Below are 19,109 nucleotides of genomic sequence, written 5' to 3'. Positions count from 1 at the left end.
TCGGAAGCCTGGAATTAAACGGATCGGTTGAAACGTCACCAGTTTAATTTAACCAGGAGGGAAAAACAAACAAAGGCAAATCAGGACCGTATCTCCCCCTGTTTATTACCAAAGTGAATACGGGTGCCGTTTAACAAAGGAACTGTTTTGTGGGGAGGAACATCGAGAGTTTCGTCCTGCGGTGTGGTCATGACCCACTTGTCTCTCGAAATGTTTTTGAGTCCCCAGATTCCGGGTTTGTCCGGGTGCTGATTGACCTCGGCAACAGGCAGGGAAAAATCATAAAGTTTCTGGTCATCGACGTGGTGCGGGAATACATGGGTGTCATGGTTCAGCATGATAATGGATTTTTCAATCCGGATACGGGGGGGCAGGGGAATAGGTTTTTGGCAGGACCAGCAGGCTCCGCTGGATTGAGCGCCTTCTCCAAGCGATTCCCGATCATAAACATTTTCGGTCCCACAATCTGCGCAATACAAAATGGAGTCCCGCAGGCGTATCAGGGTGTTACGCCATTCGCTTTCCCGCACGCGTCTGGATGGGTCATGCAGGCCTTCAGTGAAGGCACGTACAAATAATTTCCGCAAAAACTCTGGATACACGGGCCAGAATGCCAGGGGATTTTTCTGAAACTCTTTGTGTGGACGATTGGTTTTGTTTTCGGGGTCGAAAATAAAAACCGGGTTTTCACCATAGAGGCGTGTCATTGCAGGCAGGTCCAGGCATTTGATCTCAACCTCTCGTTTGCCTTCCAGCGGATGGTGAACCATGAACATATAGAACAGGAGGACTGACAGAGAGAATAAATCCGTTTGTGTGCTGGGCCACGCTTCACCTCGAACCACCTCAGGTGCCATGAAACGTGGCGTTCCGAGAACGCTGCCTTTTTCTTCGTGATCCACACTGACATTATCGTTGTCGCAGATCAGGACTTCGCCGGTATCGGCATCGAAAAAAACATTTCCGAACGCAATGTCCCGGTAGCACATCCCGCGTGCATGCAATTGAAGAAAACTACTGGCAAGGTTCATGCCTGCCGTGGCCAGAATACGAAAAGTTGGATCGATTCGTCCTTTCATCAAGTCGGCGATGCCCTGGTAACGCGGGTCACGTAACGGCATGAGATAGCCATAGTGAGGCAAGTCCGGAGTGGTGACAATATCCAGAGGCCAGAGAAAAGAACGATCCGGAGGTCCTTTTGCCACCAGCATTTCAAGAGCCTTACGCTGTTGAGAGGTGGCGACCTGGGGGTGGTACCATTTTAGAGCTACGGGCTGGTTGTTTAATCGGGCTTCATACACTTCGCCTTGCCCCCCGGAACCGAGCAAGCGTTTTACCTTGCAGGTCAGTCCTGAGGTTTGTGCGATCAGTTCGCGTTTTGTGTCGAGTATTTGGCTCATTTCGGGTCCGCCGCCTTTTCAGGTTTCATCCAGCGGACACGGCTTTTAAGATCTAATCCCCAGGCTCCTTTGACATTTCCTGTCAGGGTGCAGTTGTCGAAAAAACCGTTTGAGTATTTTGCAGCGATTACACCTTTCCTTTTATTCAGAACGATTCCGCAGTGTTCGAACTCTGCATTAGCCTGAGTGGCAACTTCAACTCCACAGCCATCATTTCGGGAAATTTCGCAATGGCGGAATTTACCGTTCCCGCCTTCCAGAAGATGTACACCGTGACGCTGGTTGTTGCGAAGTGTGCAATATGAAAAGAAAGGCAACCCTTCTTGTTTTATTTCGGTTCCGGAAAGGTGGTTGTCGAATACTTCGCAATGTTTGAATTTTCCTCTGCCACCTTCGTACACAGCAATTCCGCAGTCATGGTTCCCATAGATCTGGCAGTCTTTCAAGCGGGGATCACCGCTTTGTTTTACTGTTAATCCTGGAGCAGCGTTGGCAAAAATGCGGCAGGAGGTGAATTGACCGGCTCCATTTTTATAGATAAAGACTCCGCCACTTTTACCACCGTGAATCCGGCATTCTATGAATTCGGGGTCACTGTGTTTTTTGATTTCCACACCGGAAAATCGATTGGCGAAGATTTCGCATTGTTTGAACGAACCTTTTGCCTGGTCGTAGATGAAAACGCCTCCATTTCCGTCGTGGATTTTGCATTGGACCAGTTGCGGCTGGGCCTGTTCTTTAAGCTCAATTCCAGCAAGACCGTTTTCAAAAATGTCGCATTCTTCAAGGCGTCCAAGGCCCTGCTCAAATACGATCAATCCGCTTTCCTTGTTGTGGTGGATCGTGCAATTGACCAGGGTGGGGTCCGCTTGTTGTTTTATTGCGACACCCGCAGCCTGATTTCCACTGATATCGCAGGCACGGAGTACTCCGCGTCCTTCTTTATAAATAAAAACTCCCGCTGTTTTACCGTCGCGGATGCGGCAAGCTGTCAGACGAGGATCACCCTGATTGAAAATTTCAATACCCGCACAGTGGTTGTCATGCAGGTCGCATTCTTCTAGTACACCTTTTCCATTCTGATAAACGAGTACGCCGCCACGCCCGTGATGAATGACACAGCGTCTGAGTACAGGGTCCCCTTCATCCTGAATGACGACTGCTGCTTTCGACATTTTGGAAATGTCACAATCTTCAAAAACGCCCAGTCCACCATCAGTGACAACAATTCCGTTTTCTTTTCCACTATGGATTTTACAGTTCCTGAACAGGGGATTGGCTTGCTCCCTGATATGGATTGTGGTGGAGGTGTGCCCTGATATTTCGCAATCCTCGAACCGCCCCTGTCCTCCTTTGGAAATAACAATACCCTGCAACAGGCCATTGCGGATTTTACATTGTCTAATGGTGGGTTGAGTGCCTGGTCCTTCGATTGAAACACAAGGTCCTGAAGCGGATACGATTTCACAGTTTTCGATCAACAGTTCTCCCCGGGGGATGTTTACCGTGGGTTCCTGGGAGTTGGACTGTGCAGCGGAAGCGCGTAACGTCAAACCCCTTACCGCTGCTTTTCCAGTCTCCATTTTGATCGTTGGTTTTCCCTGCCCGATGAGGACAATCTCATGTGAGGGACCCTCACCAACAACTTCTATCGATTTGTTGAGTGTGACCGATTCCTTGTAAATTCCAGGCAGGATTTTGACCTTCCCACCTTCTGCGCAAGCCTGCAACGCGGCATTAATAGATTTAAAGTCGGCATCCCCGCGTTTGGATACAGTGACACGATTCGGTAATTTCGGATCTGGAATTGCTGTTGGATGGACGGTTTCAACAGGGACGGGTGTTGGTGTTTCCGGGAAGAGGGAGGATTGTTCCGGAGCTCGTTCAACCTTTTCAATTTTTAATTCGTCTGCAGTGATAATGTTTAGGGCAAGTGCCCAGGTTTCTACCGCCCAACGTGCAGCAGGTTCTGAAAGTGCAAGGTTTTCTTTCAAGCGTTGAATCAGTTTCATCACAAGAAGGTCCCGGGGTGCACTGGGGTGAGAAGCGCGCAGATCTGAGGCGATACCTTCTTTCAGGGCACTAACGAGGACAAATATCTCCCGGCGGTATTTCCCACAAAAATCGCGGAGCAATCCTTCAATACGTTTGGGTTCATCACAGAGCCCGATTCCGTAGTCATCGAGAATGGATTTCAGCTGTTGTCGAGGCAGGGGGTGCATTTATTCTGTAGACAGTTGTGTCGTTTTAAGGGTTTCGACCTCAGGCAGGTTTACGACTGAATTGGACAGAATGCCGAGGGTGATGTCATCACCGCTGCCAACCTGCGTGGTTTCTTCAAGCCAGTCGCCAAGGTGACGCTCGATATAATCAAGACCGTCGGTGCGGATGATGTCCAGAATATCCGGCCCGACCCTTAAAAACTCTTCATCATTTTTAAATGAATTCGCATAGCCATCTGTGGATACAAGTATCAATTCAGGAATCTGTCTGTCTCCGAATTGAATACTCAATCGGACATCCTGAGCCGCTTTGCGCGCGCATAGAGACGTTGTGGCATTACCGATCAGCCTGGGGTCATCGGGGAGAGGTCGCTCTGTTTTTCCGTCGGAATACACGTTGAGCATGTCACCATCACCAAGCTGTAAATACAGCCGGTAGGATTGAGTGACGAGTACACCTAGCGCTGTCGCCCCATAGGCCAGGAAAGGGTTAAGTATTGGGGGTTCTCCCTCGTTTTTTTCCTGATAGACGTAAAGGGTCTCAATTTCTTCGTTTGAAAATTGGTTTGTTGTCAGATGATCCAGAACGGTGCGTTTCCATCGGTATTCCAGTTCGCGTGGAAGGTTTTTACGGGCATCCTGTTCAAGAGCCTTGAATTGACTACTCGGGAACAATTGTCGGGCAAAGTCAGTCAGACAGGTGGAAATGGCATCCACCGCAAATGCGGCACCGGTTTCGCTCCTGAAACTGCGTTGACTGCCGTGACCGTCTGATAACGCCATGACCAAAGGCAGCCCATCACTTTCTCCTGAAGACCAGAGTATTGCATCCTGGTTGGGCCTGTTATCCCGGATATGCGAGGCACCTCTAACGCTTTTCCCGAACGCCCGCCAGGCGGAGTCAGGTTCTGTTTTCACCAGATGTCTCCGGCGGAAATAGCCTCAGTATTCGAGTCATGTGCCTTGGGAATGGGAACATTACCCAGGGTCTGGGTGTCTTCCGTCTGGCTTGTCGGTGCCGAAGCGGCTTTCAAAACGACCGTAGAGGTCCATTTGATTTTATTTTTGAGCGCTTCTGGATTGTTCGCCTGCAAAGGTTGGAACTCTGGATTTCCAATGAACTTTTGCAATACCTCGTGATCGGCATCTTCACCGATGGCAATTGCGACCCTTACCGCCTTTTTGCCCCAGGGTTCATGGAGCAGGGTTTTCAATCCTGCATTGAAATCGTCAGTAGGTTGACCATCTGAAATGAGAACCAGAACAGGAGGCAAGGCACGGTCTGTCATGGGAGGAATGCGAAGTTGCTCAGCCACCATGTTGAGCGCCTGACCCAGGTCTGTTACGCCGTCTGCATTGAGGTTTTCCCATTTAAAATCGGCAATGGGTGTTGGTTGGGTGATGTGCCACTGGGCTCCAGTACTGAAACGCAAGGCACGTACCAATACCTGGGCATTCGGGTTTTCATCGGCCACTTCCTGCATGTGTGGGATGGCTTCACGAATGGCATTGTTGAGAGCCTGAATTTTACCGTCCACTCCCATGGAACCTGAGCAGTCGGCTATCCAGATGAAATGCAGTGGCCGGGTGGCCATTTCGCCACCGGGTCGTCGGTTCATGTGGAGTCTCCTTGCGGTGAGGGGTTTATAAGGGGATCTCAATTATTTCGGAAGTTTCCGTTTCGGCAGCTTGCCCCACCAAAAAATCGGAGCGGGCTCGTGACCAGAAGTAATTTTTGAGATACCCATTAGAGAACCATTGAGATGAGCCGTCGCTTAGGACGAGCGGCTTCAGGTGTTGGCTTTTACGTAGAGCAGAATTTCCATAGGACGTCCAGCATCCGTTTTGTCTGCAGTGTTGAAAATCTGAAGGGGTTGTTCGGGTTCAATAAAGTCCGGATCGACTGTAAGTTGAAACAACACCACTCCGCGCGCCGGGATGATGTCGCGGTCGCCTTCGATGGGTTTGCGTTCTGGACCCAGTATGCGTTTTTCCCTCATGGAAGGGATTTTATTGACGGTCCCAATCCAGCTTTTTTCTATCCAGCTAACAAGGTCTTTTTCTCCCATTCCGGAAGGTCCGCGTACTCCCAGATAAACGTGTTTTTGTTTCATCCAGGCTTCGGAAAAGTTCAGAGCAAACAGGTTGTCGACCCAGGTAAACGGGTAACCGGTATAGGCTTCGTTGATGCCTTCTTCGATCATGCGGAAAATGAATTCACGTGCTGTATCGAAAGAAAACCGAATGTCGTTGTGATTGTATGCAGGAAGAACCGGTGGCACCATTCCAGTACCGAGAGCCGCCATTTCCCCAACCAGCCCGCATAATGAAACGTACAGTGGGAAGGGATGTGACACGCCGGTATTCAATACAGCCTCGAACTGAGGTAGATTAGCCACCAGGCTTTTAATGGTGTTTTTTGTTTCGAGAATCATAGGTGCGCCCGCCGATGACGACGGCGACTGCACCTGTTCCGAAAGGTAAATGGCTTTTTCACGCAGCCGCTGGGAAATCTGTTGGCACAATTCCCCCAATGGAGAACCTAATGAGATGGCCAGGCTTGGGGGAAGGTAGTCTGTTTGGGCAAATGTCTCATTTTTGTATGTGACTTCAGCGAGAGGAAAACTCACGTATTTTTGCGGTGGCTCGTCTGTGGCGAGAAGCAGGAGCCGGGGTTTTAATCTGGGTATGGGGATTTCGTTGTCTCCGGTATTTTCATCGGAGACGGGCCTCCCTTCAATGGAGTCGAAGCGTGCCAGGTCGCCCTTGAAAGAGGTCCCTACTTTTTTTTCCGGAAGGGCGAGGTGGATCAATAGGGGGGTGGTCCGGATGTCTTCAGCAAACTCTTCCAACTCTATTTCGAGGGCCGATGTGTCGTCTAAATGCCCATGTTCTACAATCAGGCCATCAGGCAGGATCGCCTCTAGCTCCAGGATCCGGAATTTACCACTGACCAGCAGGACAGGGTCGATTTTTAAACGACGGACTCCCCAATGAAACGGGTTGGAAGACATTAAATGATAATGCAGTAATTCCTCATGACGTGAGGCCGATTGCTGGAAGTGCTGGGGGGCCAGCATCATGCCCTCATGCCACTGAATTGGAAATGGAATTCTGCGTGCGTCGACCATTATTCCGGTCCTTTAAATTTGCGCCTGATAACAGACAGGTTACTGTTCAGGTTCCCTGGGTTACGGTGACCTGGAAACTTTCTTCGTTAAACTCAATGAAGATATTTTTTAGCGGATCAAACCGGGCCCGGTGATCGCCTTCTGTAAAGTAGCGAGCAAAAATTAACCCAGCTTCCGCTTTGACACGAATCGGCAAGATCAGGTCAGGAACTTTTTGACCTGGAGTCCATTCCCATTCCCAGGATTCAAACCCGGTTCGTTTCGGATAGTCCCGTTTAAATTGTTCCCTCTTTTGAAACCATTCATCCGCCGGTAATTCCATCAATTTTTTGAGAAGCTCAGAATCGTTGACCAGCACAAGATCCACCATCAACGGTTGGTTATGGTTGGCTTGTTCGCTGATAGCGACCTGCACGTTCAAGTCTCCACCAAATAAGGCCATGGTTCGTGCCCCTACATTGCATCCGTTGAGTATGAGGGCCAGAAAAAGGATCATGAGCAAAAGAAAACTTTGCCTGGCTGATCCTTGGTTCCGTGGTTTTGGGGTGTCGGAAAACATGGTCTCCTTCAATTCAGGGAAATAACGGTGAGCGAGCTTCCGGATTGTAGGAAGCGGGTGGCCTAAGGAATCCGTGCAGAAAGCATGGCAGGGGGATCCATCCGATTGATTCTGGAACGTGGTTAATGAGGTTCCATAATCTTCCGGTTGGATTTTCAGACCGAGAGAAAGCTCTCTCATCCTACCGGCATATGCTAATTTATCCGATCGGGTAATGTCAAGAAAATCCTTTTAAAATCAATGGATTTCCTCTTGCTGGCCCAGGCTTTTTAGAGGGTTTTTCCTTCAGTAAAAAATGACCAGAGTCAGGATAAGCAGGCATCCTGTGATGAGCGGCCAGAACATCAGTTTTGGAATCAGATTGTCTTCATACTGGATCAATTTGAGCTGGATATCCCATGAAAACAGGATGGCGTTTACGGTGACCATCAAGGTAGCGATGTACATGACAAAATAAAAGTACTCCAGATACAGGATTCCTTCTGACGCGAGAGTGCCACGCAGATCTATATGGGCGAGGATGATTACGAATATCAAGGCGGCGCAGGAAGCGAGGATATCCTGGGCGTTAAAATTGAGCCAACTGCTTTTTTCAGAATGCTTTGTTCCGATCATGAGGAGACCGAACAGCATGAAGGAAACGACAATGATCGGGATCAGGTTCGAAATGAAGGGGCCAAGAAAGTTGCGTCGCGAAACGATATTAAAATACATTTCTGGAAGAGTTTCATGACCGCGGTGACTGATTTTGCCAAAGTCAGTGGTGAAGGTGTTGTACTTGTAATCGAAATAGCTTTCCTGGAAAGTCCATCCCGGAAGAAATAAATCTTTCTCCAGGCCAGGCAGAGAGGTTGGGTTGATCAGAGTGTACGCTTCCAGATCTGGTATAAGGATAACATTATTATTAAAATCTTTTGACCATAACCGAATCCTGATATTTACCTTGTCAAAAGGGTAATGCGAATAATCGAACCTTTCCCTGAGCACAACGCGGAAATACCATTGGACTGTCTCGGTATCACTATCCTTGCGCCGGAACTGCTCCTCGATATCAACATCGTCGGAAGAAGACAACTCAGGAAATAAAAAGCCACGCTCGATATTGTCATGCTCTCCCAGTGTGAACTTTTGCCAGAGGTAGCCCGTGAGGATTGTGTTGTTCGCATTCGCAAACTCCATTGACTGGACGAACAATCCGGTGGGAATAAAAACCGGTGGATGCCCGGTGCTGTCTCCCATGGATTTTTTGAGAGAGGTTACAAAATTGTCCAGACCTGCACGATCGACAATTGTGACGACACGTTTCTCTTCATTGATAGGATCGCGAATGGTCAAATGCCAAATGAATGCAATGCCGCACATGAACAGGACCGAAATGGTCAGCATCAGGGTCCAGATGCGACGCAACCCGCCGAGATAAGCCCGAGTGAGAAGGACCGACAATAAAGACAGGACGATCACCGCGCTCATGGCGATCCAGATTTCCTGCTGCCTCAATTGCTGCGTGTTGGCACCAATTTTCTCGCGCACAAAGACAACCACCATGGACCAGCCTGTCGATGGTATAGGTTCAAAAAACATCCACGACAACTGACCCGTAGCGGGGTTGACATGTTCAACGGATCCACTTTTCCCAGTGATGACCTGGGCTCCGACCATTCGCAACGTGCCATCCTTTTGCTGGTCGGCAAGATCAAAAAGGCTCAGTCCCGATTTGACATATTTTTCGATTGGGTGAGAAAGAAAGCGGCCTTTTTTTGAAAGGATAAATCCGTAACCGGTTTTTCCAAGGTCTAGTGACCCAACCAGGTTTTTTATCTGATTCAGAAGTAACTGAAGGAACACCACCCCTGCGGGTTCTCCACGGCGGTTGTTTCCCGGTTTGTAAAATGGAACTCCATAGCGGGCTACGATATCTCCGGACTCCGGGTCCAGTTCCGGCTCTGTCCAGATTGGGCTACGATTGGCGAAAGGAATTGAATACCAGTCGTGTTCCTGCAGAGTGTAATCGTAAAGGGATTCAACCTGCATGAAATTCAGGCTGGAGCCTTCACGGATGTACATGGGAGCAAAAAGGCGAATTTCTGGATCGTATTGATTGGGGGCATAGGCGACTCCTGCACCTCGAATACCGGTGTTGTTATCGAGAATCTTCCGCAACCTGGGAAGTAACTCTTTCCGGTCAACAACACCTTCGCTTAACTCATTGGCAAGGCTGTCTGCCAAAGGAGTGATAGCAGTCAACAAAGTGTCAATTTCTTCTGCTGAATGACTTGTGATCAGGCTGGCATTGGTTTTAGCAACCTGGATTGCCTGTTCTTTGTTGTTGAGATATTGGAACCAAAGGGAGGAAGACAATAACAGGCCCAAAACAGAAAGGCTTGAAAAAACCCTGAACAGGAGTTTTGGTGAAAATCTCTTTTTACCAGTGTCGGCTAATTCAACCTGTCGTGGATCATTGAGCCGTTTCCTGGATGTTTCATTCAGGTCCGGAGGCTGGTTCATCATCACCCTCTCTAACCATTGCCCAGAACAGGAAGGGTTACGGTGTAAACGTTTCCTTTTTCTTCACGCCGAGAAACTTCCAGATTGCCACTGTGGGTTTTGATGATATTGATCGAATATTGTAAAGGCAGGCTGGTTTCCTTGTCCTCGTTTGCGGAGTTGCCCGATACCGGATCAAATAATGATTCAAGATACCCGGGAGCCATACTGTTTCCATTGTCCAGAATATAAATTTTTACCCAATCTGCTTCCGCTTCTGTTGCGATCATTATTTCTCCGGTATGGTCCGCAATACTTTCTTCTGAATGCCGGATCAAATTTTGTAATGCCTGATGGATTTGATCAGAAACCGCATCGATTTTGGGTAGATTATCTGCGTAATGTTTTTCAATCTTGATGCGTCGGTTTTCAAACACTTTCTGATTAAGAGTGAGGATGTCTTCCAGTGCTTCGTTTACATCCAGCGGTCCGCCAATTCCTGAATGAGGCCGATAAAATTCCTTTAATTGCTTAAACCCCTCCCCAATACGGCGGCATTTTCTTTCGAGCAAATCGAACAGCGCTTTCTGGTGGTCACTCAGCTGAACCATACTGCGTAAGGATTTCACAAGCTGTTGCACGCCAAACACGGGTGAATTGAAATCGTGCGCGGTGGTGATGGTCTGGTTACCCACCTCTGTTAATTGCTCGGCCAGTGGGAATCGTTTTTGCGGGCGGGCAAGGTCAAGAGGTTGATCGGGGGAAACCGGCTGATCCTGTTTTGCGGTTGGTGCAGATGGAAGGTGCCTCTCCTGTCTGGTGTCGACTTGTGGTACATAGTGCATGATCACAATCAAAAGGTCTTCGTCTTCGCCGTGTGCGTGATTGATGGCGATGTTCAGTTGTACCGGAGTTCCATTTTTACGTAGCCCGAATGTGGTCCTTTGAAGGGAGGCGTTCGAAGTGCCGGATGTTCCTGCTGCCTGGATGAGCCATGAGGAAGAACCCCCGCTATAGGCCTCTGGCAATATGCCTGAGACATTTTCTCCACAAATGTCGTCGGCTTCATATCCAAGAATGAATTCGGCGGCAGGGTTGAAAGAAACAATGGTGCCATCGGTTTTCAATGCCATGATGCCGACCGGGGCTTGCTGGATAAGGGTTCTCTGGCGGTTGGTGTCCCGATTGGACTCGGATTCCTGTTGTCTTAAGTGAATCAACTGGGCCAACAGGTCACAGATGCCCTGCATGTCCTCCAGGAAATCTTTATCAGGTTTGGCGGCAGTTTTTCCATAACATTCAAATATGCCCACGACCTTCTGCTGGTAAATGAGGGGAAAGGCCCAGGCCGAGGCGAGCCCAAGGCCGCGGGCCAGACTGGCGCGATCAAAGGTGCTTTTTTCACCCAGATCGTTAAGCCAGACCGGGGCGCGGTTTTCAGTGACCAGTCCTGGAAATCCAATCCCTTTCGAAAACGTCATTTCTTCAGAAACTTTTCGAAAATTTTGTGAGGATTCCGGATTGTCAAAATGCCAGATACCCGCGCTTACCAGAGATTCCTGATGCTCCAGGTCGGGTTTAATTAAATGGCCCACCGACCAGTTATGGAGGTTGCAAAGATGATCAATGGAAGTTTGAAGGGCTTCTTCCAGCGAAACCGAGCGATAAGCAGCTTCCGCAAGTCCTTTGTATAGCCCAAGAAAGTTTTGCATGCGTTTCAAAACGCGGTCGGCACGTTTGCGATTTAAAATGCGTCCCATTTGATGGCCTACCTGGGCCATAAACTCTAAAAGCTCCTGATCCTGCTTGTGCTCTTTAAGTGAAAAAAACTCCAGGACACCTAAAACTTCAGTGCCCATGAGGATAGGAAAGGCGAATCCGCTTTTTATTTCAGCACGCCGTGCCTCCCTTGCTCTTACAGGTAAAATGTCCTCTTCTACCTGGTTGGTCCAGTAGGGTGCAGATGTTTGAAAAACACGACCCGGCAAATCTTCACCCCGAGGCAGACGCGTGACTTCCGTCAGTTTCCTCAGGTTCCGTAACAGTGCTGTTTCGCTGTTGTGGTGAATGGGGGAGCAGAGTAAATCGCCTGACGCATCTTCCGCCGGAACAAACAAATTTGCCATTGGCCAGTCGAGCCCGGTGCAGATCTGATCGAGGCAGGTTTGAAGAGCCTCATCATGGCTCGCTGCCCGACTGGAGGTGTGGGCGAGGTCTTCCAGCATTTGCAGATAAGTGGACTGTTTTTTTAGTGTTGCCTCGGTATGTTTAAGTCCGGTGATGTTGCCACCGATCCCTAAAATACCGATTACTTCCTCCTGATGATTGAGCCTTGGGGAAAGGGTCAACTGCACCCAGATTCGTTTTCCTTCACGGGTGATTTCTTCTACTTCAAAGCTGGTTCCTCGTTTAGTCTTTACGATCTGCATGGCTTTTTCTGCAGCAAGGTCACGGGATGGCCCGTCTTCGGGATAGAGGATATTGACTGTTTCCTTATTGACCATTTCTTCGGCCTTGTAACCTAGTAAATTTTCAGCACCCTGATTCCAGTAAAGGATTTTGCCATTCAGGTCCGTTGATACAATGGAAATGTCAGTGGGGCTTCCCAGAATACTTGTCAGGAATTCATTGGAATCCTGCAGCTCTTTTTCAAAAGCCTGGCGTTTACTGATTTCGGCTTCAACGGCTTTTAGGGCGTTTTCAAGGTCCGAAGTGCGTTCTTGGACCCGGTTTTCCAATTCGTCCTTGGCATCCTGGATTTCCTTTTCAGCCCTTATGCGTTCGCTAATGTCCCTGACTATTACGATTGTGAGACTCCGGTTTTCGAAAGCCACTTGGCTGTAATTGAGCTCCATTGGAAAGATAGAGCCATCCGCCCGGATACCCGATAGTTCTTTTCTGGTGGAGAGTGCGTCAAAATCGGTGAATGAATCCGAGGGCTCTTCGTCAGATTCTATTTCTGAATTGTCATCCTGATGGGCAATGAGAATTTTAAACTGGCTGCCAATCACTTCGTTGTCCTTGTAACCAAAAATTCTCTCCGCCGCGTTGTTAAACGATTCGATCGATCCCTCGGAGTCAATAGTGAGAATGGCGTCGACCACGTTGTCGAGAACAGCCGTTATCTGGTTTTCACGTTCGCGTATCTGGTGAGCAAGCTGGAGAGCCCGGGTGCGTCCCCGAGTTTGTGCTACAGAAAATGCCAGGAAAAAAACAAGAATGAGCGCAAGAGTATTGACTACCAGGAACCGCGTCGACCGGAAAGACTCGAAAGCTTCATCCACATCCATTTCGGTAGTGAGTCCCAGACCCAGCTCAGAATCCCACAGCCACACTCCAACAACCGGTGTTCCACGGTAATCCCGGTAACCTTCCATATTGGCACCACTTTCATGGTCCAGAGCGCTTACGGCCATTTGGGTCAGGGGTTGTTTCTCTCTTGAAACAGTAGGGCGAAAGCCGTCAACCAGGCTTCCGCCCGGGTCCCGTATGTCGACATTAAGAATGGCACCTTGCCCGGGTCTTAAAAGACCGGTCTGGATCAGGTGTTGTTCAAAGCGGCTCTCGGTTAGCAGTTTCCCGTCACCACCAAACCCATAGGTTTCACCTGATAAACCCATGCGGCCCAATTGGGGAATGCGAGTGAAATCCTTGTTTGGATCAATTCTGAGCGCCAGGGCACCCAGAACCTGTTCTCCCACATTCCGGACAGGACCAACCACAAACATCGTCGGTTGATTTTTTTCATATTCCCCAAAAGGGTTGGGGAGCAGGACTTCAGATACCATGGGTAAACTCACCAGGACTTCACCTTCAAAAACCCGCTTGAGATAATCACCATTTCTGGAAAGGATGTGCTTTCCACCAACCAGAGCATCTTCCGTTGCTCCAAGGATCACCCCATGGGGGTTGATCACAGCAAACCCGAGGTAACCTTGTCGGGTTAAAGTTTCACGGAAGAGGGAGCGTAATTCATTGAGTTGAGGGCTGGAAAGAAGGTCCTGGCGGGAGGTTTTCCGGGAGTTTACTGTCGCCTGAACTATTTGTTGCAATCGCGGTTGGTCGATAATTGCAGAAATATCGGCCTTTCGTTCACCTGCCCATATATGAAGGGCTTCGTGCGTCGTGTTTAGAACTGTATTGAGGGTGCTTTCCAGATCATCCCTGGTTTTTTCCTCAATTTGCTCCAAAGACCACCAGGACAAGAGGACAACCAGCAATAGCAATATCAGGCCCAGGAAGAGTCCTCGACCCATATCGGCCCATCCGGACTGGGATTTGGGCTCCCCTTCTATTTGCGATGACAGGGAGGTTTCCATGCCGTCCGGATTGCTTTGTAGAGGAATCTCACTTCGCAATCCCCACTCCTTCAATTGTGTGGTTTTTCTTGGGATAATATTGGCATTTTAACAATTTTGCTCGTCAAATCAATGCTTTATATCAAAATGACTTTGCTTAAGGGCCTGAATTTTGCCGGGTTACAGGACCATAAGGTTTCTCAATCTTTCATTTGTTTACTGTCAATTTTCAATCTAAAATTCCATGTCAGGATTTAACCTTATGTGTTTTTTTTGTGTTAAAAGGGGCTTCGGCTTACCCTTTTAAACCAAAAAATAACAGAAGTTGGGGAAGGTTTTGATTGGCAGTTGGAGGCACTACAGATGTTTAGGGGTCTTTAAGTATTTTAGTAAACAATAAAAAAATCCATTCCGGTCCTCGTTGGCCTATTAACCTTGCCCTGCATAACCTGTTAAAAAACAATGATTAAGTCATGTTTGGGGAGCCTGGATGTTTTGGTTGTTTTTAGTAGTTAATACAAGGAAGTTATTCTTTAAATTAAGAATCTGTTGACTGCTTGACCCCGACAATCCAGGCGGTAAAGTTTGCTGTGCAGGGTGAGATTGGAAGGAGCGGATGACTCGCCACAATTACCTGTGAATTTATCCATAAAAATGTATATTTATTTGCTGGTATTGACCAAAACCGGGTCAGGTTATGTCAGAATGCGTTCGATCCGACCAATGACCGGGAATGGATTTACGACTTATCGTTTTGCCTCGCAGTGTATTTGTGGGGAAAGAGGTTTGTCCCGTTTAATTTATATCCAAGAGTAAATACCGGCCTCCCGGTAAAGAATAGGTAAAGCTCGCTCCTATTCCAGAAATTAATAGTCATCTAATAAATCAGGATTCTTAACAAAAACCTGCTTCTTCTGGTTGAGAGAAAGTAAGGTTTTGTCCAGAGACCCTCAGTTTCAGGTGGTCTCAATTTTAATAGTGAATTGACGGGTTCCCAATATACTTGGGAACTTTTCAATGAAGGCGCCGGGTTTTCTGAAAATTAGAATCCCGGTATGGCTCATCGGGGGAGCCAATAGTTTAATGGTCCTCCACTTCAAAAGGTGTTTGTATGAACCGTTTGAAACCGCAAGGTGAATTTACGCAGAAAAAACCAAAATATCTTACCCGTCTCCATCAGGTTCCGGAACTCAATGACCATGAGAGGGATGACCTGCAAGACGTGAACGATAAATTTATTTTCCGTTCCAACGATTATTACAATTCACTCATCGACTGGAATGATCCTCACGACCCGATCCGCAAGATTGTGATCCCGGAAGTGCAGGAGTTGGAAGAATGGGGGCAGTTGGACGCATCAGGTGAAGAAGAATACACCGTGGCTCCGGGAATCGAACACAAATACGATTCCACCGCTCTATTGTTGGTCAACGAAGTTTGCGCCGCCTATTGTCGGTTCTGTTTCCGCAAACGTCTCTTTATGGACGAAAACGATGAGGTGACGAAAGACATTACCGGTGGCCTGGCTTACATCAAAGAGCATAAGGAAATTAACAACGTGCTTTTAACGGGCGGGGATCCACTTATCATGTCGACTTCCAAGCTTGAACCGATTATTCAAAAGCTCCGGGAAGTGGACCATGTGCGCATCATCCGAATCGGTACCAAGATTCCAGCTTTCAATCCAATGCGAATTTATAACGACGAGAGCTTGCGCGAGATGTTCCGTAAATACAGCACTACCGAGAAGCGTATTTATATAATGGCGCACTTCAACCATCCGCGGGAATTGACTCCGGAGGCAATTCGAGGCTTGAACTTCCTGATGGAATCAGGAGCCATTGTGCTTAACCAGACTCCGATGATCGCAGGTGTAAACGACGATCCAAAAACTCTTGGAAATTTGTTCAATGAATTGTCTTACATCGGTGTGCCTCCATACTATGTCTTTCATTGCAGGCCAACCCTGGGCAACAAGCCTTACACAATGCCTGTTGAACGTGCCTATGAAATTTTTGAAAGAGCCAGAACCTATTGCTCGGGACTTGGCAAGAGAGCCAGGTTTGTGATGTCGCATAATTCAGGAAAAATAGAATGCGTTGGGTTAACAGGGAAAAATATTTATTTCCGTTACCAGCGGGCAGCAGACAATCATAATTCCGCACGCTTCATGGTGTTCAAGCGAAATCCCGAGGCCTACTGGTTCGACGATTACACCGAATTGGTCGACGATGGTTCGGTGTGGGGTGAGGAATCTGAAGATGCCTGGGAAATGGACGACTTGATGAACGCTGTATAAAAAAGTTGAATTTTTGAATTATCTCCCGCGCCTTTATGGCGCGGGTTTTTTTTTGCCAGAAACACCTTTCTATCAAAGAAAATTCCGGGGTTTTCACACACGATTTATTAAGAGACAATAGTTCTGGAGGGTGATTCAGAAGAGGATCTAATTTTTATTGAAAGGAATTTCCATGCCTCGCTTTTCAATATTGTTTTTTACCGGTTTGTTGACTATCCCTGTATTGCTTCCCTTGCATGCAATGGCCCATGAAAACGTGCCCTCTCAGGAAGGAAGTGCAGAAACAGAGCCCATGGGAGAACAGGTCAGGGAAATTGGCCAGGAAATGACCCGGGTTTTCATTCAGAAACTTCAGGAATTTCTGGATGCCGAGTTGCAGCGTTTGCGCGAATCAACTCCTAAAACCCGAAAGGAACTCCAAACCCAACTGGACCAGATCGAATCCCAATTGAAGGCACACCCCAATGATGCCCCTGCTCATATGGAGGTTGGAGAAGTCTATGACCGTCTCGGTGATGGAGCCAATGCAATCATCCACATGAAAAAAGCGGAGTCGCTCGAAAAATCCCGCGGTAACGTAAAAGGGCTTGCAGAAGCTCGCCGTAACTTGCGTCGCTATTTTTCTAAATATGATTTTAAGCCAGAAGACTTTGATCTCGGCGATTGATCCGGACTCTTCTTAAACAGGTAAAAAATAAGGGCTTGATGGAAAAATTTGCCCTTATTGATTGGTTTCGGCCTTGTCACTCAGGTCCCGCCTTTTAACCCATTGATATCATTGGTATTTTTCGTTTGTCGTCCCTCCCGTCTTTGGCATCAACTTTGCTTTTAAATTAATGAAAAGAATGGTTTAGAGACATTTCGCTGGTCGGGTTCAAGCCGAATCAGGAAAAAGTCGATAGGAATTCCGACGAGAGGTGTGCGTGACCCCTCCTTTATGCCATTCAAAATTAATCGTCGCAAAGTTTGCGGAGTCTCCCCGCCCGTGCTGTTTTCCTTGAGAAACCCATTGCCTCGTTTTCCCAAATCTTGCTGGATTTCGGGATTTCTGCTTCTGGGATTTTTGATACTAATTCCAAGCGCTGCGTTTTCCCAGATATTGCCGAGGACGGTGGAGCCTGAACGTTTTGACAAACGGTTCGAACGCCCCACTCTCCCAAAAGCACAGCCCAGGAAACAGGTTCCTGTTCCCCGCAAACCCAACCTTCAAAAAAAGAAAAAGAAACCTGAGGTCCGGTTCGTTCTTCGCAGGATCAAACTTGAGGGAGTCACAGCCTACAAGCGGGGTGAATTGAGTCAGGTTTATCGACGCTATCTTGATCGGTCAGTCAATCTGAGTGTGGTCCAGTATATTGCCGATGCGCTCACTGCAAAATATCGAAACGATGGCTACATCCTGAGCCAGGTTCTGGTTCCACCGCAAAAAGTGGGTGCCAAAGGTGAAATGCGTCTCAAGGTCATTGAGGGACATATTGAAAAAGTGACCTTTCAGGGAAAACCCCAGGGGCCGACTCGCGTCCTCAAATTATTTCGAAAGCGCATCCTGCAATCGCGGCCCCTTAACTCAAAAGTTCTCGAACGCAACCTGTTGCTCATCAATGATCAACCCGGTATGCGGGCCAGATCAGTGTTGAAACCCTCCGATACCAATCCCGGAACGGCTCAACTGACCATCATATTGGAACACAAGCCGGTCGATGCGCATGTTGGTTTCGATAACCGGGGTTCACAATTTAACGGGCCGATCCAATTCAACGCAGGTGTTTCAGTTAACAGCATGCTCAAACTTTATGAGCGTCTGCAACTCAACGGAATCCTGACAACCCAGACGGATGAGCTGCGTTACTTCAGTGGTTCTGTCGATCTGCCCATCACGATAGAAGGCACACGCCTGTTCATCGCAGGGTCCCTGGCTTCATCTCAACCCGGTGGTGGTCTCGAAGTGTTTCAGGTGGACGGCGACAGTAGCTCCTTCAGTTTTCAGTTGTCCCATCCTATCTGGCGGACGCGCGAGCGTAACCTCACAGCATCCTTCGGATTTGGAATGATCAATTCTGAAACCCAGTTAGTCGGGATCACAACTGCTGAGGATCGTGTCCGATATTTTCGAGCAGGACTTACATTTGATTTCGCTGACCGGTTGCAGGGCATCAACATCATCAGTGCCCGGATCACTCAGGGGGTGAACGCCTTGGGTGCTCGTGAAACCGGTTCTGCATTTTTGTCCCGTCAATTCGGTCGCACAGACTTCACCCGCCTTGAGGGAGAGGTGACCCGTTTCCAGAGATTGGCTCCGCGTTGGAATTTAATGCTGTCCACTGCATGGCAGGTGGGTTTCGATGACATGCTGGCTTCCCAGGAATTTACAGCGGGAGGGCCTCGCTTCTTGAGAGCTTATGATTCCTCGGAAATTGCAGGAGACGGGGGTGTGTCTCTCATTGCAGAGGTTCAGTACACACACGCCTTCAATGAGAAATGGATAAAAAGTCTGCAGCCTTATCTCTTTTTTGATTACGGGGCGGTATTTCACAAGCACGAGTTCAATCGCATGGTTTTCTTTGAAGACCTGAAATCATCAGGGGCCGGGGTGCGTGCCACGTTCACACCCTGGCTTTCAGGTTATGGGGAATTGGCCATTCCCATCGACAAAATTGTGTCCTCAGAAGGTGACCGTGACCCACGCCTGTTTTTTGGGCTGACAGCGCGTTACTGATAG

General features: G+C 48.3%; 11 protein-coding genes. 3 read left to right on the top strand and 8 right to left on the bottom strand.

Features of this window, described 5'->3' with window-relative positions:
* Positions 1–80: 80 nt before the first annotated feature.
* The 8 genes from G3M70_00490 to G3M70_00455 form a co-directional block, all read right to left on the bottom strand.
* Positions 81–1,400 carry a protein kinase gene (locus G3M70_00490; protein QPJ60445.1) on the bottom strand — a complete coding sequence of 440 codons (1,320 nt, stop codon included), beginning with the start codon at positions 1,398–1,400 and terminating at the stop codon, positions 81–83.
* A complete protein-coding gene (locus G3M70_00485) occupies positions 1,397–3,622 on the bottom strand; it encodes a hypothetical protein (protein QPJ60444.1) in 2,226 nt (741 codons plus the stop codon). The genes G3M70_00490 and G3M70_00485 overlap by 4 nt, the downstream gene beginning before the upstream one ends.
* Positions 3,623–4,540, bottom strand: a complete 918-nt coding sequence (locus G3M70_00480) for a protein phosphatase 2C domain-containing protein (GenBank protein ID QPJ60443.1) — start codon at positions 4,538–4,540, stop codon at positions 3,623–3,625.
* Complete coding sequence (locus G3M70_00475) at positions 4,537–5,166, bottom strand: VWA domain-containing protein (protein ID QPJ63656.1); 630 nt, start codon at positions 5,164–5,166, stop codon at positions 4,537–4,539. Before G3M70_00475 ends, G3M70_00480 begins: the two co-directional genes overlap by 4 nt.
* A 246-nt stretch (positions 5,167–5,412) precedes the next feature.
* Positions 5,413–6,753, bottom strand: a complete 1,341-nt coding sequence (locus tag G3M70_00470) for a type VI secretion system baseplate subunit TssK (GenBank protein QPJ60442.1) — start codon at positions 6,751–6,753, stop codon at positions 5,413–5,415.
* A gap of 46 nt (positions 6,754–6,799) precedes the next feature.
* Positions 6,800–7,492, bottom strand: coding sequence for a hypothetical protein (locus G3M70_00465; GenBank protein ID QPJ60441.1), 693 nt, complete (start codon positions 7,490–7,492; stop codon positions 6,800–6,802).
* A 105-nt stretch (positions 7,493–7,597) separates the two neighbouring features.
* A complete protein-coding gene (locus G3M70_00460; GenBank protein ID QPJ60440.1) occupies positions 7,598–9,820 on the bottom strand; it encodes a hypothetical protein in 2,223 nt (740 codons plus the stop codon).
* 8 nt (positions 9,821–9,828) lie between these two features.
* The gene (locus G3M70_00455; protein ID QPJ60439.1) at positions 9,829–14,154 is read right to left on the bottom strand and encodes a PAS domain S-box protein; all 4,326 of its coding nucleotides are present in this window, start codon (positions 14,152–14,154) and stop codon (positions 9,829–9,831) included.
* Positions 14,155–15,205: 1,051 nt separating this feature from the next.
* On the opposite strand from G3M70_00455, the gene G3M70_00450 reads away from it, so the two are divergent.
* From G3M70_00450 to G3M70_00440, 3 genes are all read left to right on the top strand, one after another.
* The gene (locus tag G3M70_00450; GenBank protein ID QPJ60438.1) at positions 15,206–16,393 is read left to right on the top strand and encodes a KamA family radical SAM protein; all 1,188 of its coding nucleotides are present in this window, start codon (positions 15,206–15,208) and stop codon (positions 16,391–16,393) included.
* A gap of 172 nt (positions 16,394–16,565) precedes the next feature.
* A complete protein-coding gene (locus G3M70_00445) occupies positions 16,566–17,060 on the top strand; it encodes a hypothetical protein (GenBank protein QPJ60437.1) in 495 nt (164 codons plus the stop codon).
* Between the two features lie 444 nt (positions 17,061–17,504).
* The gene (locus G3M70_00440; protein QPJ60436.1) at positions 17,505–19,106 is read left to right on the top strand and encodes a ShlB/FhaC/HecB family hemolysin secretion/activation protein; all 1,602 of its coding nucleotides are present in this window, start codon (positions 17,505–17,507) and stop codon (positions 19,104–19,106) included.
* The last annotated feature ends 3 nt before the right edge of the window (positions 19,107–19,109 follow it).

This window comes from Candidatus Nitronauta litoralis (assembly GCA_015698285.1).
In the GTDB taxonomy this organism is placed as follows: Bacteria; Nitrospinota; Nitrospinia; order Nitrospinales; family Nitrospinaceae; genus Nitronauta; species Nitronauta litoralis.
This window is presented reverse-complemented; position numbering and strand designations above follow the sequence as displayed.